The following is a 26723-nucleotide window of genomic DNA, read 5'->3' on the forward strand; positions in this document are numbered from 1 at the left end:
CAAGGAAGGTTTGTATGCTACATTCCCAAAAAGCATTTCTGATATAATTAAAAAGTTATGAACTATGTCAGGAGGTAATGTCATGGAGACCTCAAGAAGGGACCTTATGGGTCTCGCCATAGGTGGTTTAGGAGTGGTAGGAGTCCTTGGGGTTCTATACCCGATTGTCAAGACCCTTGCACCAAGTGCAGCTTCTCTTGCGGGTGCTATGGTGGAGGTGGATGTGGCTTCAATTCCTGAAGGACAGGTAAGGGTCGTATCTTGGAAGGGTAAGCCCGTTTTCGTTATTAAGCTCCCGCAAGGCTTTCAATGGACTGGTAGGGCGAAAGAGGAAAGCAACTCAAAGCTCCTTCAGGGACAAGAAGCATACGCCCTTATAGCGGTTTGCACCCATCTTGGCTGTGTTCCTTTATGGAAACCACAAGGTGAAGCAGGGTTTAACTATCCTGTTTTTCATTGTCCCTGTCATGGTGGGTTCTATTCTCCGTGGGGTGATGTTATAGCTGGACCTCCTCCAAGACCCCTATACGTGCCTCCACAGAAGAAGGAAAACGGCAAGTTAATTATAGGTGAGCCTGGGTTCGTTAAGGAACTTACATAAGGAGGTATAGACATGCTTGGAAGGATTGGCAGATGGATCGATGAAAGGGCAAACCTCTCTGAGCTATGGCAGGCTCAGATGGTGGACTATAAAGTCCCCAAAAACCTTACATTCCCCTATGCCTTTGGTATAATGGCACTTGTTGCCTTTGCTATTCAGATAATCTCTGGCATATTCCTCACCATGTATTATCAACCAAACGTTCATACCGCCTTTGACAGTGCCAACTACACCATAATGAAGGAAGTTCCCTTCATGTGGCTTATAAGACACGTGCACGCCGCAGGAGCTAACTTCTTCCTTGCTATTGTATACCTACATATATTCACTGGCATATACTACAATGCTTACAAAAAGCCAAGAGAGCTAACCTGGATAGTAGGTTGGCTCATATACTTTGTTCTGCTCACTACAGCCCTTACGGGATATCTCTTGCCTTGGGGACAGCTTTCCTATTGGGGCATGGTGGTCACAGCAGAAATACCTACATCCATAGACTCTGCTCCCCTGATAGGTAGTCTAAAGATAGGAGAGACTATTTCCATATGGATGAAAGGCGGATATGAAATAGGGCAGATAACCCTTGGAAGGTTCTTTGGTCTTCACATATGGCTTTTACCACTCATACTTCTGCTTCTTGTGAGCGTTCACCTCTACTTAGTGCGTGCCGCGGGTATATCCAACCCAGAGGGAAGAGAGATAGACAAGAAAAAGGAAGGTGTTCCTTTCCATCCTTACATGACCCTCAAGGAAGGTGCATATGTGATGGGATACCTTGCGGTGTTCTTCTTCTTTGTCTTTTTCTACATGCATCACTTTTTGCCAGCGGACAACTACGACCCTGCAGACCCCTTCAAGACACCGGAGCACATAGCCCCCGAATGGTATCTGCTCGCCTACTACACCATATTTAGGTCCATACCAGACAAGTTCCTTGGTTTTGTAGCCTTTAACCTTAGCCTTGTTTTCCTTCTTATACTACCCTTACTTGACTTTTCTCCTCTAAAGAGTGCAAGAAACAGACCTCTCTTCTTTATAATGTTTATAGTGCTTGTAATTTCTTCTATGGCTCTTACCATACTTGGCACTATGCCACCTACACCCACAAATGCAACGCTCGGTCTTATATTTACTGGAGGTGTTTTTGCCTTTTTCCTTTCTCTTCCCATAATCTCCATAATAGAGTGGAGCCTGTATAAAGCAAGAGGAGGTGAAAAGCAATGATAAAGACTGTGTTTTTTACGGTTATCACAGTTCTCTTTTTCTACATAATATGGATAAATAACATTTTTGCACCTCACGAGAGTTATGAAATGCCTGTCCAGCATGCAAGGATAGCGGATGATGTGAAAAGTTATGCAAAAGAAGGTAAACAGCTCTTTGAGCAAAACTGTCAGGCATGCCACTCTGTTAGGTATGATGCGGTGTATATAAGCTCTGTGCAGGCAAATCCGAAGCTTCAAACACTGCAAGAAAAATATGGAAAGGTGCTTCCAAGAGATGTATACGAAGCAGTGTTTCATGAAGACCTTATGGCTCTAAAGGAAGCCTTTGGTAAAGTCCCACCAGACCTATCTACCGCGTATTTGGTTAAAGGTAAGGAATACCTTTATGTTTTTACTCTTGAACCTCAGAAGGTTTTACCTGGTACATCCATGCCAGCGGTTATGACAGAAAGACCAGAAGAAACCGCAAAGATAGTAGCTTACCTTAAATCTGTGGCTGAGCCTCCTCCAGAGGAGAAAAACAAGAGGGTTCTTATGGGTGTTGGAACCATAGCCTATCTTGTGGTTATGGGTGTTCTCCTCTGGATATGGAGAGGCAGAATACTCAAGAGGATGGGCTTGCACTAATACAAAAGCTCCTTAAAGGGCACTCTTCACATAGGGGAGTGCTCCTGCAGTATCTTTTTGCGTGCTCGTCTATCAATGCATGGAGTTCCTTGTAGATTTCAAGTTCTTTAGGTAGGTTTTCTTCAAAAAAGTCTTTTAGTTCATCATAGTTCATATCAATTCCCATAAATCTCTTCATAAATCTTTGAGTGTATTTGTCTATAACGAAGCTTAGCCCGCCGCCCGCATAGAGGAGTATGGCGTCTGCCGTTTCTGTTCCTATACCTTTGACTCTTAACAGTTCTTCCCTTGATAAGGTTTTTACCTTGTCCGTAGGCTTTATAAACTCAGCCACTGTTTTTAATCTGATAGCTTTCCGATTGTAAAAGCCAGAAGGTCTAATGAGCTCCTTCAACCTTTCCAAGCTGACCTTTCTAACAAATTCAAGAGATAACTCACCTTCCCTCTTTAGATTCTCTAAGGCTTTCTCCACATTTTTCCAGCTTGTGTTCTGGGTAAGTACCGTACCTATTATGACCTCATCCCTTGGGTCTGTTCCCATTCGGTTATGGTATTGAGTATCTACCGGCCACCACTCTTGAAAGCCATAAAGGTCAAGCAAAAGCTCGTATAACCTCAACAACTTCATCGTATACCTCTTCTCCTCTTGAGTATCTTCTACCCAAATCTATCGCCCTTTCCCTTTCAAGAAAGCCTTCCCTTACCAGCAATTGGAGAAACTGTGTAAGATTATGTAGCTTTTGGGATTTTTGGCTACCCCTTTCAAAGTCAAGCATATAGACTTCTCCATCCTCGCCTAAAAGAGTGTTTTTATCAAGTCTTTGAAGTTCGTCCTTGTTTATACCAAGATAGTCCAAAACTTTAATAAGCTCTAATACCTTCAGAAAAACCCTCGCCTTTTCCTCAAGGGACAGCCTTTTCTTCTCCAAAGGGACACCTTCAATAAAGGGATACACTATAAAGTCCTTTCCGCACAAAAGAACCTGTGGAAAGCCTCCATGTCCCAAAAGCCTTTTTAATATCTTGTATTCCTTCTGTATGGCGTATACTCTCTCCTGGTCTTTGGCTACTTTTATGGCTACCTTTTGCCCTTTCCAAATGCCTCTGTAGATATATCCCCTCCATCCCTTGCTAAAAAGCTCAAGTCCTTCCACTTCCTTTTTAAACTCCTCAAACTTCACCAACCAACCTATAGCCCCACTCTTCCACTGCGGACTTAAGGACATGAAAAGGTATTTCCTCTTCCATGTGGACATGCACTTTACCTTCTTGAAGACTGACTTCTACGTGGGAAACCCCTTCAATGGAATATATCGCCCTTTTTATAGTTTCTACACAGTGAGGACAAGTCATACCTTCAATCTTTAGCGTCTTTCTCATCATACTTTCTAATATAAGACATCTCGTATGTATCTGAGTAGCCTATAACTTTTACTATATAGTCAGCATCCGCCCTTGTGTTCATGTTCAGAAAGGACAAAAGCATAGGGTCATACTCTAAAACCTCCCTTTCAGCAATTTCCTCATATGTAAACCTCTTTACAAAATCTAACACCCTTTCACCACCCGATTCAATATATAGCTTTAACTCTGGCAAGACTTGTTTATAATAAACTGCAAAAAGAGGATAGAGCCTTCCGTCTATATTAAAGAGGGTTATAGGTGGCTTCGCCTTTTCTAACAGTAGATTTACTACTTCCTTCTTTATAAGTGGCATGTCCCCAGCTACGATAAGGACTCTATCTACTCTTAAGTTTTCCAATGCTGTATAAACGCCTGCAAGAGCAAATTGTTTTTCAATTGTGTCCTTTAGAATTTCTACTCCCTTTAGAAAGGAAAACTTTTCTTCGTCCTTTACCACAAGACACAGTCTTCCACATACGCTTTTCAAGGCTTCAAGCGTATACTCTATAACCCTCTTTCCGCCTATCTGATAGAGAAGTTTGTCTTCACCAAAGCGTCTACTAAGACCGCCTGCAAGCACAAAGCATTCTATCATTCCCTTATTATAAGTTTTGCACCGTTTGGAAGTCTTTCAACCCTCTCTTCCATGTTATGCTCTCTTGGTATGTATACATATGTCCCTGCAGGTATGACTTCACTTCTTATGTGAGGGTTTAGGTCTCTAAAGGTGCTTACTCTTAAGTTTTTTTCTGTGAGTATCTCCTCAACCAACGTATCCCTTTCCACAAGCCTTCTGTCCACACTTAAACCCTCAACCCTAACAGACAGGCCATATTTCTCAGGGTCTCTTGCAAGAAGTAATACAGCAAAAAAGGCAGGAACATAGTTTCTTGTTTCCTCTGGCAAGAACCTTTGCGTTGCCCAAAAATCTACACCACCTGTCCTCCTTGCCACACAACCCTCACCACAATTATAGCTGGCAAGGGCAAGCTCCCAGTTTCCAAACATGCCGTATAGGTCTTTTAGATACCTCATAGCTGCATCTGTAGCCTTAAGGACATCAAACCTCTCATCCACAAACTGGTCAACTCTTAGCCCATACCGTCTTGCGGTAGAGGGAATAAACTGCCAAAGCCCTGCTGCACCAGACCTTGAAACTGCGAAGTTGTTAAAGGCACTCTCTATAACAGGCAATAATGCAAGCTCTTCAGGAAGACCATGTTTTTGCACTATGGGTTTTATTAAAGGCATGTAGTAGTTTGCCCTTTGCAGGGTGAGCTCAAAAGACCTTTTATTGCTAAGGTAGTAATCTATAAACCTCTTTATCTCTTCTCTATCCGGTATGGGTATACCAAGAGCTCTTGCCTCTTCCCTTATGAACCTTTCTTCCTCCTCTGTAAAGTAAAAACTTCCTTTTTGTACAAAACTCACTTGGTGCTCCGCCTTGGGCATTACCGCTTGTCTTACAGCGGGAGTACAGGAGCTCAACAATGCTGATAACAGCCCAAAGAGTAAAGCTCCCTTCTTCATATTTTACCCCTAAATATGTATTATACAACTATCGCAATCAAGGTTATAAATTTATACACTATGCGTGTGCTTACCTCTTTTAATCTAACGGAGCTAAGGGATATCTTTAAGGAGCTTGGACTTGAACCATACAGAACAGGTCAGGTCCTTGACTGGGTTTACAAAAAGTTTGAAACAGACTTCCAAAATATGACAAACCTATCAAAGACACACAGGAGCATGCTTTCTGAGCATTTTAAAGTGCATACCCTTGAGCTTGTCAGTAAAGTGCCTGCGGAAGACTCGGTAAAGTATATATTCAGGACTGAGGATGGTCATCTCATAGAAACGGTTCTTATATTTGAAAGAGACCATTTAACGCTGTGTGTATCCTCTCAAGTTGGTTGCGCGGTGGGTTGCAAGTTCTGTGCCACTGCAAAAGATGGACTTTTGAGAAACCTAACAACCTCTGAGATAATTGACCAGTATCTCCTTGTGCAGAAAGAGGCACCAAACAGGATAAGGAACGTGGTCTTTATGGGTATGGGTGAGCCTTTGGCAAACTACGAAGCGGTCAGGAAAGCTGTGGAGATAATGGTAAGCTCCTGGGGCATAGACCTCTCTAAGAGAAGGGTGAGCATATCTACGAGCGGTCTTGTAGCTCAGATAAGAAGAATGGCACAGGACCCCCTCATGAAAGAGCTAAACCTTGCGGTCTCCATAAACGCACCCTCTCAAGCTCTTAGAGAAACCCTCATGCCCATAAGCAAAACCAACAACCTTGAGGAAATACTTCAGGCTCTTATAGAATTCCCTTATCCACCAGACAGAAGAATAATGCTTGAGTATGTTTTGATAAAAGACCTCAATGACTCACCCAAACAGGCACAAGCCTTAGCCAAACTCATAGCTCCCTATAGAAGGAAATTTAAGGTAAACCTAATCCCCTACAACCCAGACCCCTCTATCCCCTTTGAAAGACCATCCATGGAGGGTGTATACGCTTTTCAAGAAGTGCTAAGGAAATACAACATATCCACCTTTATAAGACTGAGCAAGGGTATTGAGGTTTTCGGAGCTTGTGGACAACTAAGGAGCAAAAGGCTTGAGCTTATGGTAAAATAAAAGGGTGCAGGCAGTTCCTAAATGGCTCAGGGAGCTTATAGTAGTTATAATAGTGGTTCTATTTATTAGGGCTTTTCTCCTACAAGCTTACAACATACCTTCAGGCTCTATGAAGCCCACCCTTCTCGTAGGCGACTTTATACTTGTAAACAAGCTCGTTTACAAGATTTCTGAGCCCCAGAGAGGGGATATAGTAGTTTTCAAGTGGCCCATAAACCCGCAGATAGACTTCATAAAGAGGATAATAGGTATGCCCGGAGATACTCTCGAGATAAAGGGTGAAAGTGTATCTATAAATGGTCAAGAATTGCCCTTGAGATTTGTGGGAGAGGTTTTGGAGGATGGAAACCTAAAGCTTATCTACGAAGAAACACTTCCCAATGGGGTGAAGCACAAAATAGCTCTATACCAAAGCCCTTTTATACAAAGAAAAGACGTTTATTATGCTAAGATACCTGAAGGGTACTACTTTGTGATGGGAGATAACAGAGACAATAGTGAGGACAGCAGATACTGGGGGCTTTTGCCAAGGGAAAATATAGTGGGGAAGGCTTTTGTGATTTACTTTTCTGGAGATATACCTCCCCTTGACAGCACAGATGTAAGTATATTTACTGGTTTTAAACAACTCTTCCTCGCCCTGCTGAACCCAAGATTTGAAAGAATAGGCAAGCCACTTATATGGTGATGGAAACACCCGCCATATAAAAGTGTGTTATTGCTTTTTTTATAGTAGCGGGGGTTATATTTTTTGCATACATGAGGCTTAATATAAGAGAGGGTATATTTTCTGGGTCTATAAAAGACTCTACTATTTTGTTGTCTTCCATGTACACAAAGCTACCCAATTCCTCAAGGAAATTCTGAAATTCCTGTGCTTCCAAAGTGTCTCTAAGATAAGCCAGAATGCTGTTGCAGGTTTCTAACACCACCTGGCTATCTATAACCTCAGGAACAGCTAAAAATCCGCTCTCCAGTCTATCAAATATCTCTCTTATTTTGTCTTTTGAGTATACTGGGTTGCCCAACATTGGTAGTATGGCATTTATTTCTTCCTTATTTACCTGCCTCAGAGACCTATTAAGGGTATCCTGCGAGGGTATTATGAGGTTTGTGTATATAAGCACATCCTCTGGGTCTCCATCCTCTAAGGGCTTAAGGTCTTCGTAAATGCAGAGAGAACTTAGAAAGCCTCCTGTAAACAGAAAACCAGTGCTTTCCTCCAATACTGCAAAACTACCTCTCTCAGGGAGAAAGGGTAAGTGTATAAACCTTAGAACATCTCCAGTGGCTAACCTAAGCCTTTTGTTGGGAAAGGTTTCAAAAGCCTTTATTCTTGCCTGCGGAATACCAAGAGCCCTTAATCGCTGAGCAATGCTAAGAGAAGTTATCACAAAGGCCTTTTGGTTTGACTGCAAGAAACTTACAATTCCTGAACAATCATCCACCCCAGAGCTGAGCACTACTACCGCCTTCACCGCTTCTATGGTGCCAACCACTTGTTCCAGCTTTGACCTTATAAGAACATAATCTTGCACCGTGCCTATGTTTATAAGCATTGGGACTTTTATGTTATCCTTTTCGTATATACGCAGGTATGCGTTCCTTTGAACTAGCCCATGCCTCTGAGGTGACCCTATCCAGAAGAACCCATGAGATATTTCTATAGGTTGGCTTAAATCAAGAGCAGGCTTTGGAGCGGTAGTCTCTTCTACTCTTGAAACAGGTGGTGAAACAGTTTGCGGTGGGGTATAACCATGGACGAGACTGGAGAAAAATTCCCAGTTGTCCTTATACATGCAGTTATTAACAGCCTTCCCCTCCTGGTAGATATCAAGTCTGATTTTGACATCTTTTGAGATCAAATTAAACAATTCCTCTTTTCCACAACTACAACCCTTTATAATGCCCTTATGTATGTATATGCTGCAGGATTTCTCTTCATCTTCTATTATGAGAGCTGAAGTAGCCCCTTTACGCAAGAGTTTAATTAACAAATTTATAGGACCTATTATTGACAGGGATGCTGAATCTTGAGGGTCCCTACTTAGGCTGACTAATTTGGTTAAAAGCTCCATTGGATTGAAAGGAAGAACCTCGTAGTTAACTTCCCTAAGCCCGTATTTCGCTAAAGTCTCCGCGTCTTCATAGCTTCCTACGAACAGAATGGGCATTATATATCTTTCAATTTCCAGTAGCTTAAACCAGAAACCCAGATCCTCCGCAGGCATTATTATTACCTCAGGCTCTGATACTTTTAAGAGTTCTAAGGCTTTTTCCTCATCAAAGGCTATGAGGAGTTTATGTCCGGTTATGTTAAATATGTCCGCAAGAAGAGAAAAGTATTGTTTCTTTTTGTCTAAGAGCATGCAGAGAACACTCATCAGTAAACCTCCCCTTTTTGAACTGCTACTCTTAAGAGCGTTAACTGTTCTCTGAGTATGTTCATTGATTGCACTAACATGAAAAAGGCGTGTTCCACATTTAAAAGCGCGGACTGGAAGGATAGATCATCCTCAAGAAGCCTGAGCTCTCTAAACCTTCTGTAAAATTCATCCACCTCGGTACCAAAACTCAGGAGAGCTTTAATGGTTTCCTCTGAAAGGTCTAAAGCGGGTTTTTTTGTATCCATATATTACCTACCTCCTCTCCTTCTGACCTTGGCATATTATATCTACTAAAGAGTATAGATTCAACCATTTTAAGCTCATAGTCTTGTAGGTTTTCTATCCATAGCCTTGCCTTACCTTCCTCAATAGTGTGTCTTAGAATTATATCACCATCCTCTTGCGTGTATACATCTCCGCCACCTGTCATAAAGCCCACCGCTACAGAAAGGGTAATAAAGTTCAGAGTATCTACCTTCATCTTAGGTTTTTCAATGTTCTTGCTTATTTTAATGTAAGTGCACAGTGCAAGACCTATCCTCATGAGGTTTTCCGTGGTAAAAGGAAACAATCCAACTTTTCCCTGCATGCAGTTCTCTTCAAACAACTTCCTTGAGTGCACCTTCTACAACCTCCTCCATGTTTTCTAAGGCTTTTAGGTGCTTGCCCGAGAGGAGAAAAAACTCTTCGTTGCCTTTCGCTCCCTTTGGTTTTGACTTTACTACCCCAGCTATATTAAAACCCAAGGAAATTAAGAAGTCTGCAACCTTTAGCACGGCCTTTTTTTTCTCCTCTTCTTCTCTAACTATTCCTTTTCTTGCTTTCTCAGGACCAACTTCAAACTGTGGCTTTACTAACACTAACAAAACTCCTTCCTCCTTTAGGAATTTTATCACGTGGGGAATTAACTTTGTTGTTGATATGAAGGAGACATCCATCACTATGAGGTCTACAGACTCTGGTACATGCTTGTCTGTAAGCTCTCTTGCATCCGTTTTCTCATAAAGCACTACTCTTGGGTCTGATCTTAGCTTTGGGTCCATTTGACCCTTTCCCACGTCCACCGCATACACCTTTTTTGCACCATGCATAAGAAGACACTGGGTAAAACCACCGGTAGAAGAACCAACATCAAGTGCTATCAGGTCTTTTACATCAAGCCCGAACCTTTGGATAGCCCACTCTAACTTATAACCACCTCTGGATACATACTTAGGAGGTTCTTTGAGCTCTATAGTCTGCCCTTCTTTTATCTTCGTCCCTGGCTTTGTAATAGGTTTACCGTCCACATACACAAGCCCCGCCATTATTATGGCTTGAGCTTTTTCTCTACTGGAGACATAGCACTTCTCAACCAGATACTGGTCAAGCCTCAAAGTCTAAGAAGATGCTTTATGAGGTAGAGTATAAAAAGAAGGACGAGAGGAGAGAAGTCAAACCCTCCAGTTGACGGAAGAACCCTCCTTATAGGGTTAAGAATGGGCGATATAAGGCTGTCTAATACTTCGTATAACTTGCTTTCTCTAACCTTGGGTATCCATGAACCTATTGCATGTATAAAAATCAGGAGTATAAGTAGGTTTATGAGGAGCGATAAAATTCCCTTTATCATTCTACAAGCTCAAGGATAGCAAGCTCGCACCCGTCGCCTTTTCTTCTTTCAGGCAGTCTTATTATCCTTGTGTAACCTCCGTTCCTGTTTTCAAACCTTGGAGCCACATCCTCAAAGAGCCTTTTAACTACTCTTCTGTCAGGCAGGAGAGAAAGGGCAAGCCTTCTAGAAGATAGGTCTCCCTTCTTGCCGAGGTTTATAAGCTTTTCCACAAACGGTCTTACCGCCTTAGCCTTCTGAAGTGAGGTCTCTATTCTTTCTTCCATTATGAGTGCTCTTGCAAGAGACCTATAAAGTGCAAGCCTTTGCTCTTTTGTTCTATCAAAGTGTTTTTTCTTTACCCTGTGCCTCATCTCCTTTACCTCCTACTTTCCATGTCCATGCCTAAATGAAGTCCCATCTGTTTGAGGGCTTCTTTAATCTCGTTTATCGCCTTCCTGCCCACGTTCTTTGTCCCCTTTAGGTCTTCCTCTGTGAGCCTTACCAAGTCTCCTATGGTGGATATACCCATCCTCTTTATAGAATTGAGTGCCCTTTGGGAAACGTCGAGCTCTTCTATAGGAAGACTGAGCTTCTCTACAAACTCCTCTACCATGCCAACAGGCTCTTCTACAACTGGCACTTCAAAGGATATGTTTTCAAGAAGTGTGAAGTTTTTCACTATTAGACCTACCGCTTCCTTTATAATCTCGTCAGGTGTTCTTGTGCCATCTGTGTAAACTTCCATTATAAGCCTATCGTAGTCGCTCCTTTTTTCTACTCTTGTTTTTTCCACCCTAAAGGCAACTTGGCGAACTGGTGAAAAGTCCGCATCCACCAGTATCCATCCAACCTCTCCGAGAACCTCCATTTCCTCAGTAGGCACATAACCAAAACCTCTTTCTATCCTTAGCTCTATGTTTATCTCCTTATCCGGGCTTGTTATAGTGAGTATCTTTTGGTCAGGGTTTACTATCTCTACACTGGGAGGAAGGCTTATATCCCTTGCGTAAACTGCACCCTCTCCCCTTTTTTTCAAGTAAAGAACTTCCACATCAGACTCGTGGAGTTTAAACCTCACCCTTTTAAGGTTTGCTATGATTTCAAGGGTATCTTCCTGAACGCCCTCAATAGAGGAAAACTCATGATAAACACCGTATATCTTTACAGCAGTTAGGGCAACCCCTTGTATGGAAGAAAGCAGTGTCCTTCTAAGAGAATTTCCTATAGTTATACCAAACCCTCTTTCTAAGGGCTCTGCAACAAAACGACCGTAGGTCTTTGTTCTTTCTTCCCAGTAGACCTTTGAAGGAAAAAGAAATTCTCTAAGCATACTTTGAACCTCCTTAAACCCTTGAGTAGAACTCTATTATGTATTGGAGATTTATAGGGACCTCTAACTGAATTTCCCTTGGTAGGTCTACAACCTTTCCTCTAAAGTTCTCCTTGTCTAATTCAAGCCAAGGTGGTATGCTTCTTGGGTCTATGTTTTGCAGGTTTTCCAGGATCTGTGGTATGTCTCTTGAAGAAGGTTTTAACTCTATTATGTCTCCCACCTCAACCCTGTAAGAGGGTATGTCCACTTTTCTACCGTTTACCAAAAAGTGTCCGTGCACTATCCACTGCCTTGCCTGTCTTCTGGTACTAGCAAAACCCAACCTGTAGACCACATTATCAAGCCTTCTTTCCAGTAGCTGAAGAAGCACTTGTCCAGTGTTTCCTTTGGAGCGAGATGCTTCATCAAAGTATCTCTTGAACTGTTTTTCCCTTAGACCTCCGTAGAGGAATTTAAGTTTTTGCTTTTCCATAAGCCTTATGCCGTATTCTGTGAGCTTTTTTCTTCTACCTTTTATCCTTCCATGCTGACCGGGTGGAAAGTTCCTTCTGGCTAAGGTTTTTGGTGCGCTCTTTTTGCCTGAAACAACCGCACCGAGTTTTCTGTCAATCTTTACCTGAGGTCCTATATACCTACCCATGCCTTAAACCCTCCTCTTGGCTGGTGGTCTGCATCCGTTGTGGGGTATGGGTGTTATATCCCTTATTGACTTTATCTTTATACCAGCGGCGTATATGGCTCTCAGTGCGGACTCTCTTCCTGCACCTGCTCCTTTTACCCTAACCTCCGCTTCCTGAAGTCCATACTCCTGCACCGCTCTTTTTGCTGCCTTTTGTGCTGCAAGCTGTGCTGCGTAGGGCGTGCTCTTTCTTGTTCCCTTAAAACCTACAGTGCCACCGCTTTCCCAAACGAGAAGGTTGCCCTGTTTGTCTGTTATGCTTACTATGGTATTGTTGAAAGTGCTAAGTATGTGAACTATGCCTTCCGTTACGGTCTTTTTTTGCTTTTTAGGTTGTTGTTGTCTTCTTGCCATCAATTACCTCCTTACTTTACTATCTTTTTCTTTGTCCCACCCACAGTTTTTCTCTTACCCTTTCTGGTTCTTGAGTTGGTCTTTGTCTGTTGACCTCTTACGGGTAGACCCTTCACATGCCTCATGCCTCTATAACATCCCATATCTACGAGTTTCTTAATATTCATCTGAACTTCTCTTCTAAGGTCGCCTTCCACGGTATAGCTTTGCTCTATAAACTTTCTTATGGTGTTTAGCTCTTCTGGCGTTAGCTCTCCAAGCCTTTTTGTGCCCGGTATGCCAGTTTTTTCACATATCTCCTTTGCCCTTGCCCAACCTATACCGTAAAGGTATGTGAGGGCTACTTCTAACTTCTTGCCGTCAGGAAGGTCTACACCAGCTATCCTTGCCATCTTTTACCTCCTTAACTGCCCTGTCTTTGTTTATGCTTTGGGTTTTCACATATGACCATAACTCTTCCCTTTCTCCTTATCACCTTACACTTATCACATATGGGCTTAACAGAGGGTTTTACCTTCATACTTGCCTCCTTGTAAGCTAAAAATTATAGCACAAAATCATCCTCTGTATACTATCCTTCCTCTCGTGAGGTCATAAGGAGATAGCTCCACCTTTACCTTATCGCCGGGTAATATCCTGATGAAGTGTATTCTCATCTTACCAGATACGTGTGCAAGCACTTCGTGCCCTGTCTCTAACTTTACCCTAAACATGGCATTGGGCAGAGCTTCCAAGACCTCACCCTCAAGCACTATACCCTTTTCCTTTTGTTTTTCTTCTCCCTTCTTTTTAGCCATCCTTGAACTCCGTCAACACTATTGGTCCTTGTTTTGTTATAGCAACCACATACTCGTAGTGTGCCGCAGGACTTCTGTCTGCAGTTATTACTGTCCAGCGATCGCCATCGTGGGATATCTCCTCCGTTCCAAGAGAAAGCATGGGTTCAATAGCCACCACCATACCTTGCCTTAGTTTGTAGTCTTTTTTTTCCCTCTTTAATGTTTCAGGATGGTTCGGTATAAAGGGGTCTTCGTGCACCCTTCTACCTATGCCGTGACCACCGAGGTTTTTAAGAGGATATACACCATACTTCTTTGCCACTTTGTGGATAGCTTCCACTATGTCTGAGACCCAGTTGCCAGGCACACATACCTTGACCGCCTCCTCAAGGGCTTCCCTTGTTGCTTTCATAAGCATTTCCTTTTCCTTACTTATTTCTCCTACCGCCACAGTAAGAGCTGAGTCACCTGCATAACCCTCCGCATAAGCTCCGAAGTCCAAGCTCACAATGTCCCCTTCTTTTATTATCTGCTCTCTCTTTGGCAAGCCGTGAACCACCGCTTCGTTTACAGAGACACACAGGCTGGCTGGGAACTTCTCATCGCTAAAGGGTGGCTTGTAGTTGAGAAAGGCAGGCTTTGCACCTCGTTTTTTGGCTTCCTCCCTTGCTATCTGGTCAAGCTCGTAGGTGGATATGCCTGGTCTTACCGCCTTTGCAACCACCTGCAAAACCTCAACCACCACATCACAGGCCTTCTTTATCCTTTCAATCTCCTTAAAGGAGTATAGCTCAACCGCCATTCTTTAACACCTCTAAGAGCTTCCTGTTTACTTCCTGTATATCTTGCTCTGCGTCCAGTCTTGTTAATTTATTCCTTTCTTGATAGAATTCAATGAGAGGTTTTGTCTGCTCCGCATATACCCTATACCTCTTCCTTATGACCTCCTCCTTGTCATCCTCTCTTTGGATGAGCTTTCCACCGCACAGGTCGCATATACCCTCTTGCTTTGGTGGGTTGTATTTCTTGTGGTATACCGCACCGCACTGAGAGCATGTGAGCCTTCCAGAGAGCCTCTCTACCACTACCTCCTCAGAAAGGTCAAAAAGGAAAACCTTATCTAAATTCCTACCGTGTCTATTAAGCATATCCTCAAGGACGAGGGCTTGTGGCACAGTCCTTGGAAAGCCATCCAGTATAAAACCACCCTCCTTTGGCATGACCTCTTCTATGAGTGCTATCATAAGGCTATCTGGCACAAGCTCGCCTCTATCCATATATTCCTTTGCCTTTAGTCCAAGAGGAGTTTGCTTTTTCACCGCTTCCCTTAGCAGGTCTCCTGTGGATATGTGCGAGAGGTTCAACTCTTGAGAGAGCTTTTTTGCCTGCGTCCCTTTGCCAGACCCAGGAGGTCCCAAAAAGACCACTATCACTTCACCTTCCTCCTGTATTTGTTATACCTTTGTTGAAGGAGCTGGGCTTCAAGTTTGTTTATGGTATCAAGGGCAACACCCACCACTATAAGGGCAGTGGTCCCTCCAAAGTAGAAAGGCACATTAAGCCAGAGGCTCACAAAGATTGGCACAACTGCCACCACACTGAGGAAAATAGCACCCACTAGGGCAAGCCTGTTAACTATATATTCAAGGTATTTCTGCGTGTCTTGACCGGGTCTAACACCCGGGATAAAAGCACCTCCCTTTCTTAAATTGTCCGCCACATCCACGGGGTTTATAAGCACTGCGGTATAGAAATAGGTGAAGAAGATTATAAAAGCAATATAGAGTATGTTGTAAGGCAGGGTGGTTGGATTAAAGGCATCATGTAGGGCTCTTGCGATAGGATTTTGCATAAAGCCTAAAATGGTTGAGGGTATTATAAGAAGGGATTGGGCAAAGATTATGGGTATAACACCTGCGGGGTTTATCTTTATAGGAAGATAACTTGAAGAGCCAACAATTTCTTGTCTTCCTACCTGTCTTCTTGGATATTGGATTGGTATCCTTCTTTCTGCCTCTTGGATGAATACGATACCAACAACCACAGCCAAGATAAAAAGTATAGCACCCACAAAGGCAAAGGGTGAAATATCTCCGTTCCTCAGCATGTCCCAAATCCTTATACCAGCACTGGGAAAGCCTGCCACTATACCCGCAAAGATAAGCAAGGACATGCCATTGCCAATGCCTTTTTCGGTTATCCTATCACCCACCCATACAAGAAACATGGTGGAAGAGACAAGGGCTATTATGGTGGTTATGGAGAAGAGAATTCCTGTATCCGGCACTATGGGAGTTCCTCTTGGAGATACTTGACCCTGAAGCCATACCGCAATACCTATGGACTGCACGAAGGCAACAAAGAGGGTCAAATACCTTGTGTATTGGTTTATCTTATACCTTCCGTAGTCTCCTTCTTCTTTTGCGAGCCTTTGTAGCTCTGGCACAGCCACGGTAAGAAGTTGCATCATTATAGAGGCGGATATGTAAGGCATAACTCCGAGTGCAAAAAGGGTCATCCTGCTTAGGTTTCCCCCCGAGAAGATATCATAAAGGTAAAAGAGTGTTCCCTCAAAGCTCTTAAAGAATTCCTGAAGTGCGTTGGTATCTATGCCAGGCAGTGGTATATGACTGCCAAACCTATATATGGCTAACATAAATAGGGTATAAAATAGCCTCTTTTTAAAGTCCTCAAGGGAAAATAGCTGTTTTATATACTCTATCACCTTATCTCCTCGCAGGTTCCACCGAGGGATTCAATCTTCTGCCTTGCGGAGCCTGAAAAGGCGTGAGCCCTTACCCTGAGAGGCTTTGTGAGCTCGCCATCTCCCAGAACTTTGACGGGCATGCCCTTCCTTACAAGCCCCTTTTGGAGAAGGGTCTCTGGGCTCACTTCTTGACCTGCCTCAAAGTATCTTTCAAGGGTTTTCAGGTTTACTACCGCATACTCCACCCTGTTTATGGGTCTGAAGCCTCTCTTTGGCACTCTCTTGTGGAGTGGTGTCTGACCACCCTCAAACCATGAGGGAAGCCTTCTATCCCCAGACCTTGTCTTTTGACCCTTGTGTCCCTTCCCGCAGGTCTTACCAAGTCCAGAGCCTATACCTCTTCCTACTCTTCTTTTCTCCTTTACCGCTCCTTCATTGGGTGTGAGCTCGTGCAGTTTCATTCCTTTACCTCCTCTACCTGAAGAAGATGAACCGCTTTGCATATGTTCCCCCTTACCATGGGGTTGTCCTCAAGCAACACTTCTTGACCCAACTTCTTAAGCCCAAGGCTCTTTACCGCTTTTATTTGAGCCTCAGACTTCCCCGCAAGACCTCTAACAAGCTTTACTCTAAGCTTTGCCATGCTATGCCTCCTTATGGAATACGCAGATCTCTTGCGTAAATGTTGTAACGCTTTTTCAGAACCTCCGAGTCTATTCCCCGCTCTCTTGCCACTTCTTCCATAGACCTAAGTTTAAGGAGAGCGTCAAAGACTGCTCTTACCACGTTGTTGGGGTTTGTGCTTCCTTGTAGCTTGGTAAGCACATCCGTATAGCCTGCTAATTCAAAGATGGGTTTTGCAGCACCACCAGCCACTATACCTGTTCCACGCCTTGCGGGTATAACCTTTATCATGGTAGGACCATAATGCCCTATCGCGTCATGTGGGACAGTGCCGTTTTCTATTGGCACTCTTATTATGTGCTTTCTTCCGTCTTCTATAGCTTTGGCTATGGCTATTGGCACTTCTCTTGCCTTTCCAAGTCCAAAACCCACAAAACCTCTCTTGTCGCCCACTATCACCAGAGCACTAAAAGAAAACCTCTTTCCACCCTTTGTGACTCTTGTGGTTCTCTTTGCATAAATTAGTCTTTCTTCTATCTGGAGCTGGTCTTCAAGCTCTGCTATACCTTGCTCTTTCCTTTTCCTGTCGATTAAACTTTCAATAGACACACCACCCATCTTTTCCTCCTTTAGAATTCAAAACCAAGTTCTCTACATTTATCTGCAAAAGCTTTTATCTTTCCGTGGTAAAGGAAACCACCTCTGTCAAAGACCACTTTTCTTATGCCCCTTTCTGTTGCCCTTTTGACAAGAAGCTCTGCAACCTTTTGCACATCCTCTATGGACTTTCCACCCCTCTTACCCGCAAGCTGGACAAATTCAGGGTCAACGGAAGAGGCGGAAACTAAGGTTTTTGACTGACCATTAGAATCGTCTATTATCTGCGCATAAAAGGCATTTACGCTTCTGTATACACTGAGCCTCGGTCTTTCTGGAGTCCCTACGATCTTCTTTCTTATCCTTTTGTGTCTTCTTTCCCTCTTTTCATGTCTGCTTAACTTTGCCATAGTTTACCTCCTTACTTCTTACCACCCTTGCCCTTTCCAGCGGACTTACCTGCCTTAAGTCTGAGCACCTCACCTTCGTATCTTATACCCTTACCCTTGTATACGTTAGGTTTTCTAAAGGCTCTTATCTGAGCACACACCTGACCAACCCTGTCCTTGTCTATTCCACTGACGTATATCTTGTTTTCCTTCACCTCTATTTTCACATCTGAAGGTATTTGGTACACCACAGGATGAGAGAGCCCAAGGCTAAGTTCTAAGTTATTACCCTTGACCGCAGCCCTATAACCGAGCCCTACCACCTCAAGTACCTTAGTAAAGCCTTCGGTAACTCCCTTTATCATGTTCCTTATAAGTGCCGCTGTGGTCCCATGCATTGCCCTATGAAAGGGTTGGTCTGTGGGTCTTTCTACCCTTATAGTGTTGCTTTCAAGATTTACTTTTATGTCTGGATGAACTCTCATGGAGAGCTTACCCTTTGGTCCTTCCACCCTTAGCTCTCCATTTTGAAGGCTTACCTTAACTCCCTGAGGAATTTCAATGGGTTTTTTACCTATCCTTGACATGTTTGCACCTCACCATACATAGGCTATTATCTCTCCACCCTTGCCGAGTTTTCTGGCATCGTGGTCTGTTATAAGACCAGCATCGGTGGAGAGGATGGCTATACCAAAACCCCTCTGCACATAAGGAATCCTATGCTTTGGAGTGTATATCCTCCTTCCTGGCTTAGAAACCTTCTGAAGTTCAGATATGGCATTCCTTTCCTTTTTAGGGTCAAGGTATTTGAGGTGAATCCTTAAGGTATACTGAGTGCCCTTTTTGCCTTCTTCCATCCTTTCCCAGTCTCTTATGTAGCCCTCTTTTTTGAGAAGGTCCAATATGGACTCCTTTAGTTTTGAAGAGGACACATCTACATAATCCATCCTTCTCCCTATGGCGTTTTTTATCGCAGAAAACATGTCTGCTACTGGGTCCATCTTCTACCTCCTTACCAACTTGCTTTTCTAATACCTGGAATTTCACCCCTGAGGGCGAGCTCTCTAAAGCAAAGCCTACACATGCCAAACTGTCTTATAAAACCTCTCGGTCTGCCACATATAGGGCATCTATTTTTCTGCCTTACCTCATACTTGGGAAAATGAAGAACATCCTTTGCAACCTTTGCCTTTCTTGCCATATTAACCTCCTACACTCCTTATGGGAAGCCCCAGCAGGGACAAAAGCCAGAAGGCTTCCTCGTCTGTTTCTGCAGTGGTATGGATTATAACATCCATGCCCCTTATGGCATCCACCTTTTCGTAGTCTATCTCCGGAAAGACTATCTGCTCCGCAATACCGAAGGCGTAGTTTCCTCTCCCATCAAAGGACCTGGGGTTAAGACCCTTAAAGTCCTTCACCCTTGGCAGTGCAACACATATTAGTTTATCCAAAAAGTCCCACATCCTTTCCTTTCTAAGGGTCACCTTAAGACCCACAGGCATACCCTTTCTGAGCTTAAAACCTGCCTCGGACTTCTTTGCCCTTCTGACTGTGGGATGTTGACCGGTTATCGCCCTGAGGTCTTCCATTGCTTTTTCAAGCTGTTTTATATCGCCAACTGCCTCACCTACACCCATGTTGACCACCACCTTAACTATCCTTGGCACTTCCATTGGGTTTTTGTAGCCAAAGCGGTTCACAAGCTGGGGAACGACCTCATCCTTATACTTGTTATAAAGTCTTGGGACATACTTAGTTTCCACGCTCATGCTCTAACCCTCGCTTTTTCTCTTATGAGGTCTATGTTTTCATTACACTTCTTGCAATATCTGTATTTCCTTATAGTATCGCCTTCTACCACTGTCCTTATTCCAACCCTTGTGGGTTTTTCACACTTGGGACAGATGAGCATTACATTGCTAATATGTATAGGAGCTTCCATTTCGTATATTCCACCCTCTCTCACGTTGGGTATCTCCTTTATGTGTTTTTTTACAAGGTTAACGTCCTTTACTATAACCCTGTTTTCTTCTCTGAGAATCCTTATAACCTCTCCCGTTTTGCCCTTTTCCTTTCCTCTCAGGACAACCACTGTATCACCCTTCTTTATTCTCTGAGCCATCACACTACCTCCGGAGCAAGAGATGCCAATTTGGTAAAGCCCCTGTTTCTGACCTCTCTTGCAATGGGCCCAAGTATACGAGTGCCAAGAGGCTCTCCGTATTGATTGAGAAGAACCACCGCATTGTCATCAAACTTTATATAGCTACCATCTGGACGCCTCACTTCCTTTTTTGTCCTTACCACCACAGCCCTGTATACCTTACCCTTCTTTGCAGGGCTATTGGGTGCTGCAATCTTTACGGTAACAGTAACCACATCACCCACGGTGGCATAGTCTCTGGGTGCATAGGGTATGCCTATTATCTGAACCTTTTTAGCTCCCGAGTTATCTGCAACATTCGCATAACCTTGCCTTTGTATCATGACTATTCACCTCTACAACAAGCTATAAATTATAACACAGGTTAGTCCCTATTTGTGGGACTTCCAGTCAAGGCTAACCATTTTAACCTAAGCATTATCTCTTTGTCAAGAGGTAAAATAAAAAGGTGAGTAGCTAAGAAAAAGCTCAAAAGATTTCTGCCAAGCATTATACTTTTTAAGCCATGAGAGTTATACTCTTTTCCGGCAAAGGCGGAGTAGGCAAGACCACGATTTCTGCAGCCACTGCCTACAGGCTATCAAATCTTGGCTACAAGACCATAGTGGTTTCTCTTGACCCGGCTCACAGCCTCGGAGATGCCTTTGATATTCCAGAAGAGGAAAAGACCAAGGCGAAGGGATTGCCCATAAGGATATCTGAAAAGCTCTACATACAGGAAATAGACATACAAGAAGAATTGGACAGATATTGGGGAGATGTCTACAGGTTTTTGGAGCTTCTTTTCAACACCACCGGGCTTGACCAAGTAGTATCCGAGGAGCTTGCCATACTGCCGGGTATGGAAGAGGTCACCAGCCTTCTGTATGTTAACAAATACTACAGAGATGGAGAGTTTGACGCTTTGGTGCTTGACCTTCCACCCACTGGCGAATCCCTACGCTTTGTGTCCATGCCCACAGTGCTTAAGTGGTATATGAGAAAGATATTTAATGTGGAGAGAACCATACTCAAAGTGGCAAGACCTGTAGCGAGACGCCTTACCGATGTCCCCATACCCGATGACGAATACTTCAAAGCCCTTGAGAACTTCTACGAAAAGCTAAAGGGAGTGGACGAGCTTCTTGTTGATCCTGACATAACCTCTGTGAGGCTTGTGGCAAACCCAGAAAAGATGGTTCTCAAAGAAAGCCAGAGAGCTTTTATGTATTTTAACCTGTTTGGAGTAAACGTGGATGCGGTTGTGGTCAACAAGGTCTTACCACCTTTTGTGGAAGACTGCGAGCACTTTTCAAAATGGGTGCTAACACAGAAAAAACATCTTGAGGATATGCAAGCCCTTTTTTACCCAGTGCCAGTTTTCAAGGTCCCTCTTATGGAGGATGAAGTGGTTGGTGAGGAGAAGTTAAAGGTTCTTTCAGACCTAATATACGGCGACACAGACCCTATAAGAGTTTTCCACAAGGAAAAGCCCTACGAGTTTATAGAGCAAAATGGAGATTATATGGTAAAACTCAAAGCACCCTTCTTAACAAAGGACGGTCTATCTGTTCTTAAAAGTGAAGGCGAGATAGTTATCCGGTGGAAAAACTTTAAGAGCCACATACTCCTACCAAGAAAGCTCAAAGACTACGAGCCAGTGGGTGCAAAGATTGAGGAAGGCTATTTGAAGGTCTTTCTCTCAAAGGCTACTTAGAAATTCCTTTATCCTCCTTAGGTCCGCCACAAACTCCTTTTCTCCACCGGGATTTCTAAGGATGTAAGCGGGATGATAGGTAAGGAAGACCTTTATTTTTCTGTCGTAAGGATATTCAAGAAATTGACCTCTGTGTTTGGTTATGGAAAGAGATTTTCCCAATATTCCCTCAATGGCTGTTGCACCAAGACAAACTATCAGCTTTGGGTTTATTATCTCTATCTCCTTTCTGAGATAGGGCAGGCAGGTCTGCATTTCTTTTGGGGTAGGCTTTCTGTTGCCGGGTGGTCTGGACTTTACCACGTTGGTTATGTATACCTCCTCTCGCCTTAGACCTACCTCTTGGAGTTTTTGATTTAAATACCTTCCCGCTCTACCCACAAAGGGTCTTTTCTGTTGGTCTTCTTCTTCTCCCGGCGCTTCGCCTACAAATACCACAGGCGAATAGGGATTCCCTTCCCCAAAGACATAACCGCTTGCCCCCTCGTAGAGGATGCACTTTCTCTCTTCCTCAAGTTTTCTATACAAAGCCTTCAAGATTTCTTCTTTGCTCTGAGTAGGTTCTTTGACCTTTTGTGAAGGCTCTACCTGACTTTGCAGAGCTTCTTTTTCTATATACAAAGCGTCAAAGCCAATTTCTATAAGAGACCTTATGGTATGCTTCAAGGTCTTCATCTTTTAAAGAGATCTTCAAGCCAAGACCTTTCAAAGCACTTTACGCCTTCTTCATAACTTTGGCTCTTTTCTAAACAGCTTCTTATACCATCAAGCCTCTTTAAACCAAGATTTTTGCATATACTCCAAAAATATCTACAGTATTCCTTATCCTTTAGAGGATTGCTTTCGCACTTTTGCCCTTCTGAAGCGTAAGCAAGGTAAACCGCAAAGAAAGACAAGAGAAAAAGCCTCATACTCCTAATTTTACTTGCTTTCTATATTTCTCCCACTCTTGTGGAAACTTCTGCATAGCTTGACGAATTAGTCTACCTGCAACTGCACCAAGACCGCAGATAGAAGTGGGCTGTATGTGTGAGTTCACAAACTCAAAGCCTACCCATTCTCCTTCGTCAGCTTCATGGTGCAGTATTCTCTCAAGTAGATTAGCCTGCTCGCGAGTGCCAACTCTACAGGGCGTGCATTGACCACAGCTCTCATGAGCATAGAACTCTGCTACCCATAGACAAGTTTGGACTATGTCATCTTCTTCTGTCAAAACTATAACCGTTCCCGTCCCGCCAAAGCCAAAGGGCGAGTAGTCCATGGGTGTGTCTAACTCCTCTGCGGAAAAACAGTCAAGGGCTCCAGAAAATACCGCTTTAACCTTCCTGTTTCCAATAGTTCCTCCCGCATACTTGAAGATGACCTCTCTGAGGGTGGTGTTCATGGGAAGTTCGTAAACCCCCGGCTTTTTCACTTTTCCACTTACAGGAAAGAGCTTGGGACCCGGATAGTCGCTTGGTCCTATGTAGCGATACTCTTCCCAACCCATACCCACTATGAGAGGAATGTTGCAAAGGGTTTCCACGTTGTTTACCACAGTAGGTCTTCCCCAAAGACCATATTGGACAGGAAAGGGTGGTTTTATCCTTGGAAAGCCTCTCTTACCTTCAAGAGATTCAATGAGTGCACTCTCTTCTCCGCATATGTAGGCACCTGCACCTCTTGCCACATAAATCTCAAGGTCAAAGCCAGAGCCAAGTATGTTTTTCCCAAGAAAACCCTTCTTCTTTGCCTCCTCTATGGCATCCCTGAGGATATAGTATCCCGCAGGATACTCACCCCTTATGTATATGAAAGCCTCATTCGCCCCTATGGCATATGCGGATATTATCATTCCCTCTATAAGAAGATGCGTGTCTCTCTCTATGAGTATTCTGTCTTTAAAGGTCCCAGGTTCGGATTCATCCGCATTGCATATGAGATACCTCGGTGCTGGGTTTTGAACCGCAAACTTCCACTTTCTACCCGTGGGAAAGCCTGCACCTCCTCTGCCCCTGAGCTGGCTTTTGTCCACCCAGTCTATTATCTCCTCAGGCTTCATGTTAAGGGCTTTTTCCAATGCCTGATAGCCACCGTCTTTGATATACTCCTCTATTGTATGAACTTTGGGCTTTTTAGCCCTTTTCAACAAAAGGTTCAATGCTGTCTCTGCGTATATTTCAGGTATAACGGGATAGGACCTCATGGAGCTTCTCCTTTGACTCAAATTTATAGGCGTCGTTATCCACCATGAAACAAGGTGCTTCTGAACATGCACCTATGCATTGCACCCCTATTAATTTAAACCTTCCATCCCTTGTGGTCTCACCTAAGGAGATGCCAAGTAGCTCCCTTAAGGCATTTAGCACCTTGTTAGAGTTCATAAGATTACACACAACGCTTACACAAACCCTTATCCTATGTCTTGCAGGTTCTCCCCTGTCAAACATATCGTAGAAGGAAACCACATTTTCCACGTGGCTTAGTGGCACTTCCAAGAGTTTTGCCACTTCCTCCAAGGCAAAAAAGGGTATATGTCCGTAGTGGTCTTGGACTTCGTGGAGACAAAGCAACACAGCCTGTTCCTTTCTTGGAAAATACTCCACATGTTCCCTTAGCTTTTCCATTAGTTCCTGTGGCAAGACACCCATCAGTCTTTCACCTCGTCGCTGAATATAACCTCTGGCATATTAGCTTCTATTATATTCCCTTCTATTCCCATCTGTAGCAAAAGTCTTACCGCACGCCTGCCATCTTCTCCATAATCTAAGGTTCTGTGGTTTACATACATGCTTACAAACCTGTTGGTTCTTTCTGTGTCTTCTTTTATATCCCTTGCATACTCTCTGGCAAAGCTTAGGGCTTCTTCCCTATGCTGTAATGCATACTCTATACTCCTTCTCATTAGCCTCTCCATCTTCCTTATTATCTCAACACCGAGGTCTTTTCTTATGATATTGCCACCAAGAGGAAGCACAAGATTGGTCTTCTCCATCCACCATTGACCCAGGTCAACAACCTTTTTTAGCCCTCTATCTTGATAGCTTAGCTGTCCCTCATGTATAACAAGCCCTGCGTCCACTATACCATCAACCACAGCATCTAAGACCTTGTCAAAGGGGAAAAGGACTTCCTCAAAGTCTAGTTCGTAGAGCTTTAGGACAAGATATGCAGTGGTAAGCCTTCCTGGAATTGCGACCCTTTTGCCCTTTAAGTCTTCTAAATCCTCCTTGGCGACCACTATAGGTCCGTAGCCTTCTCCCACGCTTCCACCACTGGGTAGCACCAGATATCTGTGTGCCACATAAGGATAGGCGTGAAAGGATATAGCGGAGACCTCATAAGTTCCCTTCAGGGCTTCCCTATTGAGGGTTTCTATGTCCGCAAGCACATGCTCTATCTGAAGACCCTCCGTATCTATCTTGCCTGCGGTTAAGGCATAAAACATAAAGGCATCATCTGAATCAGGACTGTGAGCTATCCTTATCCTCATGTCTTTTCTCCTTAAAGAGCTCTGGAAGTTTTAAAATATAGGCATAAATCCTTTTCCATTTGGACCACTCCATAGCTGAAATAGCCCCTCCGTAAACCTTGCCACCTTCAAGGCTCTTTGACACCCCAGCCTTTGCAGATACAATAGCCCCATCTCCTATTTCCACATGGTCTGCCACGCCTACCTGCCCTGCCAAGATTACTCCCTTGCCCGTCCTTACACTGCCAGAAAGCCCTACTTGAGACACTATAAGGTTACTCTCACCTATCTTGCAATTGTGTCCTACCTGCACCAAGTTATCTATCTTGGTATTTTCGCCTATCACCGTCTGGTCTATAAGAGCCCTATCTACGCAAGTGTTTGCACCTATCTCCACATTGTCTTGGATGACCACCCTGCCTACGTGGTTTAGCTTGAAGATGCCCTCTGGACCCACATAGTAGCCAAAACCATCCGCACCTATAACAGAACCGCTATGAATCCTCACACCTTCACCTATCACGCAGTAAGGATACACGTGAACTCCGCTGAAAAGCACGCTGTTTTTACCTATCCTCACACCTTCCCCTATGTAGCAAAAGGGATAAACCTTTACCCCATCCTCAAGCACCACATTCTTTCCCAAATAAACGAAGGGTGCCACATACACATCCTTCCCTATCTTTACACCCTCTTCTATGTAAGCCTTATCGGATATGCCAGAGGGATGTCTCTCTGGGTAGAAGTGAGACAAAAAGCGTGCAAGGGCAAGCCTCACGTTTTTAACCCTTATGTATGTGGGAAAGTCAATGTTCTGAGTTACCACTGGGACTATTTGCATACCCTTTAAATTCTCCAAAACCTTTACATCTTGCAGAAAGACAGGCGTCCCCTTTTTTGGATTTTCTGGTGATGATATACCCTCTACCTCCATATGAGGGTTTCCAACAACTTCACCCTCTAAAAGCTTTGCAAGGTCTATGAGCTTCATTTTTGCTGATCTAACCTTTGGATTACCTCCGCAGTTATGTCTATCTCCGCAGACATGTATATGAATACAGTGCAGTCAATAACCCCCGTAAAGCCTTCTCTCTTTGCTATGTCTTCGGATATTTTCCTTACTGTTGATACTATGTCTCCTTCTAACTTTTCCCTCATCTCCGCAATTTCTCTTTGTGCCTTTTGCTGTAGTTCTATTCCTTCAGCTTCCACCCTCTGATATTCTCTTATCCTCTGTTCTCTTACATTTTGAGCTATTCCCCTGCTTTCTATCTGTTTTCGAAGGTCTTCAAGCCTCTTGTTTATCTGGTCAAGCTGTTTTTGATACTCTTCCACTTTGGCTCTTAGCTGGGATTCCTTCCCTTTTACAAGCTGGGATTCTGAAAGAATCCTATTTGGGTCAATACAAGCAAACTTTTGCTGGGCAAAGCTAAAACCAGAAAAGAGGGCAACTACAAGAAGAGCTTTTTTCATA

General features: G+C 43.6%; 43 protein-coding genes. 6 read left to right on the forward strand and 37 right to left on the reverse strand.

The genetic code is table 11. From position 1 onward, the window contains the following. The first annotated feature begins 82 nt into the window (after positions 1-82). Genes petA through IAE16_RS01595 form a run of 3 tightly spaced genes read left to right on the forward strand, consistent with a single transcriptional unit; the run spans position 83 to position 2454 of the window. Positions 83-601 carry a ubiquinol-cytochrome c reductase iron-sulfur subunit gene (petA, locus tag IAE16_RS01585; protein ID WP_323700955.1) on the forward strand — a complete coding sequence of 173 codons (519 nt, stop codon included), beginning with the start codon at positions 83-85 and terminating at the stop codon, positions 599-601. Between the two features lie 12 nt (positions 602-613). Further along, on the forward strand, positions 614-1825 hold the full coding sequence (locus IAE16_RS01590) for a cytochrome b (protein WP_323700956.1): 1212 nt from the start codon (positions 614-616) through the stop codon (positions 1823-1825). Beyond that, positions 1822-2454: a cytochrome c1 gene (locus IAE16_RS01595; protein ID WP_323700957.1), complete on the forward strand. Its 633-nt coding sequence runs from the start codon at positions 1822-1824 to the stop codon at positions 2452-2454. Before IAE16_RS01590 ends, IAE16_RS01595 begins: the two co-directional genes overlap by 4 nt. Here the strand turns inward: IAE16_RS01595 and IAE16_RS01600 are convergent. Genes IAE16_RS01600 through IAE16_RS01620 form a run of 5 tightly spaced genes read right to left on the reverse strand, consistent with a single transcriptional unit; the run spans position 2432 to position 5289 of the window. After that, a complete protein-coding gene (locus IAE16_RS01600; RefSeq protein ID WP_323700958.1) occupies positions 2432-3082 on the reverse strand; it encodes an endonuclease III domain-containing protein in 651 nt (216 codons plus the stop codon). The genes IAE16_RS01595 and IAE16_RS01600 overlap by 23 nt on opposite strands. Next, a complete protein-coding gene (locus IAE16_RS01605; protein ID WP_323700959.1) occupies positions 3048-3635 on the reverse strand; it encodes a hypothetical protein in 588 nt (195 codons plus the stop codon). Before IAE16_RS01605 ends, IAE16_RS01600 begins: the two co-directional genes overlap by 35 nt. Continuing rightward, positions 3625-3837: a heavy-metal-associated domain-containing protein gene (locus IAE16_RS01610; protein WP_323700960.1), complete on the reverse strand. Its 213-nt coding sequence runs from the start codon at positions 3835-3837 to the stop codon at positions 3625-3627. Before IAE16_RS01610 ends, IAE16_RS01605 begins: the two co-directional genes overlap by 11 nt. Then, a complete protein-coding gene (gene mobA / locus IAE16_RS01615; RefSeq protein ID WP_323700961.1) occupies positions 3812-4453 on the reverse strand; it encodes a molybdenum cofactor guanylyltransferase MobA in 642 nt (213 codons plus the stop codon). Before mobA ends, IAE16_RS01610 begins: the two co-directional genes overlap by 26 nt. Next, positions 4450-5289, reverse strand: coding sequence for a lytic transglycosylase domain-containing protein (locus IAE16_RS01620; RefSeq protein WP_323700962.1), 840 nt, complete (start codon positions 5287-5289; stop codon positions 4450-4452). The genes mobA and IAE16_RS01620 overlap by 4 nt, the downstream gene beginning before the upstream one ends. A 159-nt stretch (positions 5290-5448) precedes the next feature. On the opposite strand from IAE16_RS01620, the gene rlmN reads away from it, so the two are divergent. Together rlmN and lepB are read left to right on the forward strand one after the other, a co-directional pair. After that, the gene (gene rlmN, locus IAE16_RS01625; RefSeq protein ID WP_323700963.1) at positions 5449-6492 is read left to right on the forward strand and encodes a dual-specificity RNA methyltransferase RlmN; all 1044 of its coding nucleotides are present in this window, start codon (positions 5449-5451) and stop codon (positions 6490-6492) included. A 4-nt stretch (positions 6493-6496) separates the two neighbouring features. Further along, positions 6497-7180, forward strand: a complete 684-nt coding sequence (lepB, locus tag IAE16_RS01630) for a signal peptidase I (protein WP_323700964.1) — start codon at positions 6497-6499, stop codon at positions 7178-7180. Here lepB and IAE16_RS01635 read toward each other — a convergent pair. From IAE16_RS01635 to rplN, 25 genes are read right to left on the reverse strand one after another with little or no spacing between them, the layout of a single operon-like run. Beyond that, complete coding sequence (locus IAE16_RS01635; protein WP_323700965.1) at positions 7170-8876, reverse strand: oxygen-binding di-iron domain-containing protein; 1707 nt, start codon at positions 8874-8876, stop codon at positions 7170-7172. The two genes, lepB and IAE16_RS01635, sit on opposite strands and share 11 nt — an antisense overlap. Then, a complete protein-coding gene (locus IAE16_RS01640) occupies positions 8876-9124 on the reverse strand; it encodes a hypothetical protein (protein WP_323700966.1) in 249 nt (82 codons plus the stop codon). Before IAE16_RS01640 ends, IAE16_RS01635 begins: the two co-directional genes overlap by 1 nt. After that, positions 9100-9468, reverse strand: a complete 369-nt coding sequence (locus tag IAE16_RS01645; RefSeq protein WP_323700967.1) for a hypothetical protein — start codon at positions 9466-9468, stop codon at positions 9100-9102. Before IAE16_RS01645 ends, IAE16_RS01640 begins: the two co-directional genes overlap by 25 nt. 10 nt (positions 9469-9478) lie before the next feature. Continuing rightward, the gene (locus tag IAE16_RS01650; protein WP_323700968.1) at positions 9479-10255 is read right to left on the reverse strand and encodes a TlyA family RNA methyltransferase; all 777 of its coding nucleotides are present in this window, start codon (positions 10253-10255) and stop codon (positions 9479-9481) included. Beyond that, the gene (locus tag IAE16_RS01655) at positions 10252-10491 is read right to left on the reverse strand and encodes a YggT family protein (RefSeq protein ID WP_323700969.1); all 240 of its coding nucleotides are present in this window, start codon (positions 10489-10491) and stop codon (positions 10252-10254) included. Before IAE16_RS01655 ends, IAE16_RS01650 begins: the two co-directional genes overlap by 4 nt. Further along, complete coding sequence (gene rplQ / locus IAE16_RS01660) at positions 10488-10844, reverse strand: 50S ribosomal protein L17 (RefSeq protein ID WP_323700970.1); 357 nt, start codon at positions 10842-10844, stop codon at positions 10488-10490. The genes IAE16_RS01655 and rplQ overlap by 4 nt, the downstream gene beginning before the upstream one ends. 5 nt (positions 10845-10849) lie before the next feature. Next, positions 10850-11803 carry a DNA-directed RNA polymerase subunit alpha gene (locus tag IAE16_RS01665; RefSeq protein WP_323700971.1) on the reverse strand — a complete coding sequence of 318 codons (954 nt, stop codon included), beginning with the start codon at positions 11801-11803 and terminating at the stop codon, positions 10850-10852. Positions 11804-11816: 13 nt separating this feature from the next. After that, positions 11817-12446 (reverse strand): 30S ribosomal protein S4, encoded by a 630-nt coding sequence (gene rpsD / locus IAE16_RS01670; RefSeq protein WP_323700972.1) that lies wholly within the window; start codon positions 12444-12446, stop codon positions 11817-11819. Positions 12447-12449: 3 nt separating this feature from the next. After that, on the reverse strand, positions 12450-12839 hold the full coding sequence (gene rpsK / locus IAE16_RS01675; RefSeq protein ID WP_323700973.1) for a 30S ribosomal protein S11: 390 nt from the start codon (positions 12837-12839) through the stop codon (positions 12450-12452). Positions 12840-12850: 11 nt separating this feature from the next. After that, positions 12851-13231: a 30S ribosomal protein S13 gene (gene rpsM, locus IAE16_RS01680; protein WP_323700974.1), complete on the reverse strand. Its 381-nt coding sequence runs from the start codon at positions 13229-13231 to the stop codon at positions 12851-12853. Positions 13232-13242: 11 nt separating this feature from the next. After that, complete coding sequence (gene rpmJ / locus IAE16_RS01685; protein WP_323700975.1) at positions 13243-13359, reverse strand: 50S ribosomal protein L36; 117 nt, start codon at positions 13357-13359, stop codon at positions 13243-13245. 37 nt (positions 13360-13396) lie between these two features. Beyond that, positions 13397-13636 carry a translation initiation factor IF-1 gene (infA, locus tag IAE16_RS01690; RefSeq protein ID WP_173833229.1) on the reverse strand — a complete coding sequence of 80 codons (240 nt, stop codon included), beginning with the start codon at positions 13634-13636 and terminating at the stop codon, positions 13397-13399. Next, complete coding sequence (gene map, locus IAE16_RS01695; protein WP_323700976.1) at positions 13629-14420, reverse strand: type I methionyl aminopeptidase; 792 nt, start codon at positions 14418-14420, stop codon at positions 13629-13631. The genes infA and map overlap by 8 nt, the downstream gene beginning before the upstream one ends. Continuing rightward, positions 14410-15051, reverse strand: a complete 642-nt coding sequence (locus IAE16_RS01700; protein ID WP_323700977.1) for an adenylate kinase — start codon at positions 15049-15051, stop codon at positions 14410-14412. The genes map and IAE16_RS01700 overlap by 11 nt, the downstream gene beginning before the upstream one ends. After that, entirely contained in the window at positions 15048-16343 is a 1296-nt protein-coding gene (secY, locus tag IAE16_RS01705; protein WP_323700979.1) for a preprotein translocase subunit SecY, read from the reverse strand. Before secY ends, IAE16_RS01700 begins: the two co-directional genes overlap by 4 nt. Further along, positions 16340-16786: a 50S ribosomal protein L15 gene (rplO, locus tag IAE16_RS01710; RefSeq protein WP_323700980.1), complete on the reverse strand. Its 447-nt coding sequence runs from the start codon at positions 16784-16786 to the stop codon at positions 16340-16342. The genes secY and rplO overlap by 4 nt, the downstream gene beginning before the upstream one ends. Then, positions 16783-16968, reverse strand: a complete 186-nt coding sequence (gene rpmD, locus IAE16_RS01715; RefSeq protein ID WP_323700982.1) for a 50S ribosomal protein L30 — start codon at positions 16966-16968, stop codon at positions 16783-16785. The genes rplO and rpmD overlap by 4 nt, the downstream gene beginning before the upstream one ends. An 11-nt stretch (positions 16969-16979) precedes the next feature. Then, positions 16980-17567: a 30S ribosomal protein S5 gene (gene rpsE / locus IAE16_RS01720; protein WP_323700984.1), complete on the reverse strand. Its 588-nt coding sequence runs from the start codon at positions 17565-17567 to the stop codon at positions 16980-16982. A gap of 11 nt (positions 17568-17578) precedes the next feature. Continuing rightward, positions 17579-17956, reverse strand: a complete 378-nt coding sequence (gene rplR, locus IAE16_RS01725; RefSeq protein WP_323700985.1) for a 50S ribosomal protein L18 — start codon at positions 17954-17956, stop codon at positions 17579-17581. An 11-nt stretch (positions 17957-17967) separates the two neighbouring features. Then, the gene (gene rplF, locus IAE16_RS01730) at positions 17968-18522 is read right to left on the reverse strand and encodes a 50S ribosomal protein L6 (protein ID WP_323700986.1); all 555 of its coding nucleotides are present in this window, start codon (positions 18520-18522) and stop codon (positions 17968-17970) included. 9 nt (positions 18523-18531) lie between these two features. Continuing rightward, complete coding sequence (gene rpsH / locus IAE16_RS01735) at positions 18532-18936, reverse strand: 30S ribosomal protein S8 (RefSeq protein WP_323700987.1); 405 nt, start codon at positions 18934-18936, stop codon at positions 18532-18534. An 11-nt stretch (positions 18937-18947) separates the two neighbouring features. After that, complete coding sequence (locus IAE16_RS01740; RefSeq protein ID WP_323700988.1) at positions 18948-19136, reverse strand: type Z 30S ribosomal protein S14; 189 nt, start codon at positions 19134-19136, stop codon at positions 18948-18950. 1 nt (position 19137) lies between these two features. Continuing rightward, positions 19138-19707 carry a 50S ribosomal protein L5 gene (gene rplE / locus IAE16_RS01745; RefSeq protein ID WP_323700989.1) on the reverse strand — a complete coding sequence of 190 codons (570 nt, stop codon included), beginning with the start codon at positions 19705-19707 and terminating at the stop codon, positions 19138-19140. Beyond that, complete coding sequence (rplX, locus tag IAE16_RS01750; protein WP_323700990.1) at positions 19704-20060, reverse strand: 50S ribosomal protein L24; 357 nt, start codon at positions 20058-20060, stop codon at positions 19704-19706. The genes rplE and rplX overlap by 4 nt, the downstream gene beginning before the upstream one ends. Next, a complete protein-coding gene (gene rplN, locus IAE16_RS01755; RefSeq protein ID WP_323700991.1) occupies positions 20060-20425 on the reverse strand; it encodes a 50S ribosomal protein L14 in 366 nt (121 codons plus the stop codon). Before rplN ends, rplX begins: the two co-directional genes overlap by 1 nt. A 182-nt stretch (positions 20426-20607) precedes the next feature. Here rplN and IAE16_RS01760 point away from each other — a divergent pair, with 182 nt between their 5' ends. Then, positions 20608-21798: a TRC40/GET3/ArsA family transport-energizing ATPase gene (locus IAE16_RS01760; protein ID WP_323700992.1), complete on the forward strand. Its 1191-nt coding sequence runs from the start codon at positions 20608-20610 to the stop codon at positions 21796-21798. Here IAE16_RS01760 and IAE16_RS01765 read toward each other — a convergent pair. Genes IAE16_RS01765 through IAE16_RS01795 form a run of 7 tightly spaced genes read right to left on the reverse strand, consistent with a single transcriptional unit; the run spans position 21784 to position 26722 of the window. Then, positions 21784-22473: a uracil-DNA glycosylase gene (locus tag IAE16_RS01765; RefSeq protein ID WP_323700993.1), complete on the reverse strand. Its 690-nt coding sequence runs from the start codon at positions 22471-22473 to the stop codon at positions 21784-21786. The two genes, IAE16_RS01760 and IAE16_RS01765, sit on opposite strands and share 15 nt — an antisense overlap. Further along, on the reverse strand, positions 22470-22709 hold the full coding sequence (locus IAE16_RS01770; protein ID WP_323700994.1) for a hypothetical protein: 240 nt from the start codon (positions 22707-22709) through the stop codon (positions 22470-22472). The genes IAE16_RS01765 and IAE16_RS01770 overlap by 4 nt, the downstream gene beginning before the upstream one ends. After that, positions 22706-23983 carry a complex I 51 kDa subunit family protein gene (locus IAE16_RS01775; protein WP_323700995.1) on the reverse strand — a complete coding sequence of 426 codons (1278 nt, stop codon included), beginning with the start codon at positions 23981-23983 and terminating at the stop codon, positions 22706-22708. Before IAE16_RS01775 ends, IAE16_RS01770 begins: the two co-directional genes overlap by 4 nt. Then, entirely contained in the window at positions 23958-24428 is a 471-nt protein-coding gene (locus IAE16_RS01780) for an NADH-quinone oxidoreductase subunit NuoE family protein (RefSeq protein WP_323700996.1), read from the reverse strand. The genes IAE16_RS01775 and IAE16_RS01780 overlap by 26 nt, the downstream gene beginning before the upstream one ends. Further along, positions 24428-25270 (reverse strand): MqnA/MqnD/SBP family protein, encoded by an 843-nt coding sequence (locus IAE16_RS01785; RefSeq protein WP_323700997.1) that lies wholly within the window; start codon positions 25268-25270, stop codon positions 24428-24430. The genes IAE16_RS01780 and IAE16_RS01785 overlap by 1 nt, the downstream gene beginning before the upstream one ends. Continuing rightward, positions 25242-26240 carry a UDP-3-O-(3-hydroxymyristoyl)glucosamine N-acyltransferase gene (lpxD, locus tag IAE16_RS01790; RefSeq protein WP_323700998.1) on the reverse strand — a complete coding sequence of 333 codons (999 nt, stop codon included), beginning with the start codon at positions 26238-26240 and terminating at the stop codon, positions 25242-25244. The genes IAE16_RS01785 and lpxD overlap by 29 nt, the downstream gene beginning before the upstream one ends. Continuing rightward, a complete protein-coding gene (locus IAE16_RS01795) occupies positions 26237-26722 on the reverse strand; it encodes an OmpH/Skp family outer membrane protein (protein ID WP_323700999.1) in 486 nt (161 codons plus the stop codon). Before IAE16_RS01795 ends, lpxD begins: the two co-directional genes overlap by 4 nt. Position 26723: the final 1 nt, after the last annotated feature.

The sequence above is a fragment of the Hydrogenobacter sp. T-2 genome (assembly GCF_033971325.1).
Taxonomy (GTDB): Bacteria; Aquificota; Aquificia; order Aquificales; family Aquificaceae; genus Pampinifervens; species Pampinifervens diazotrophicum.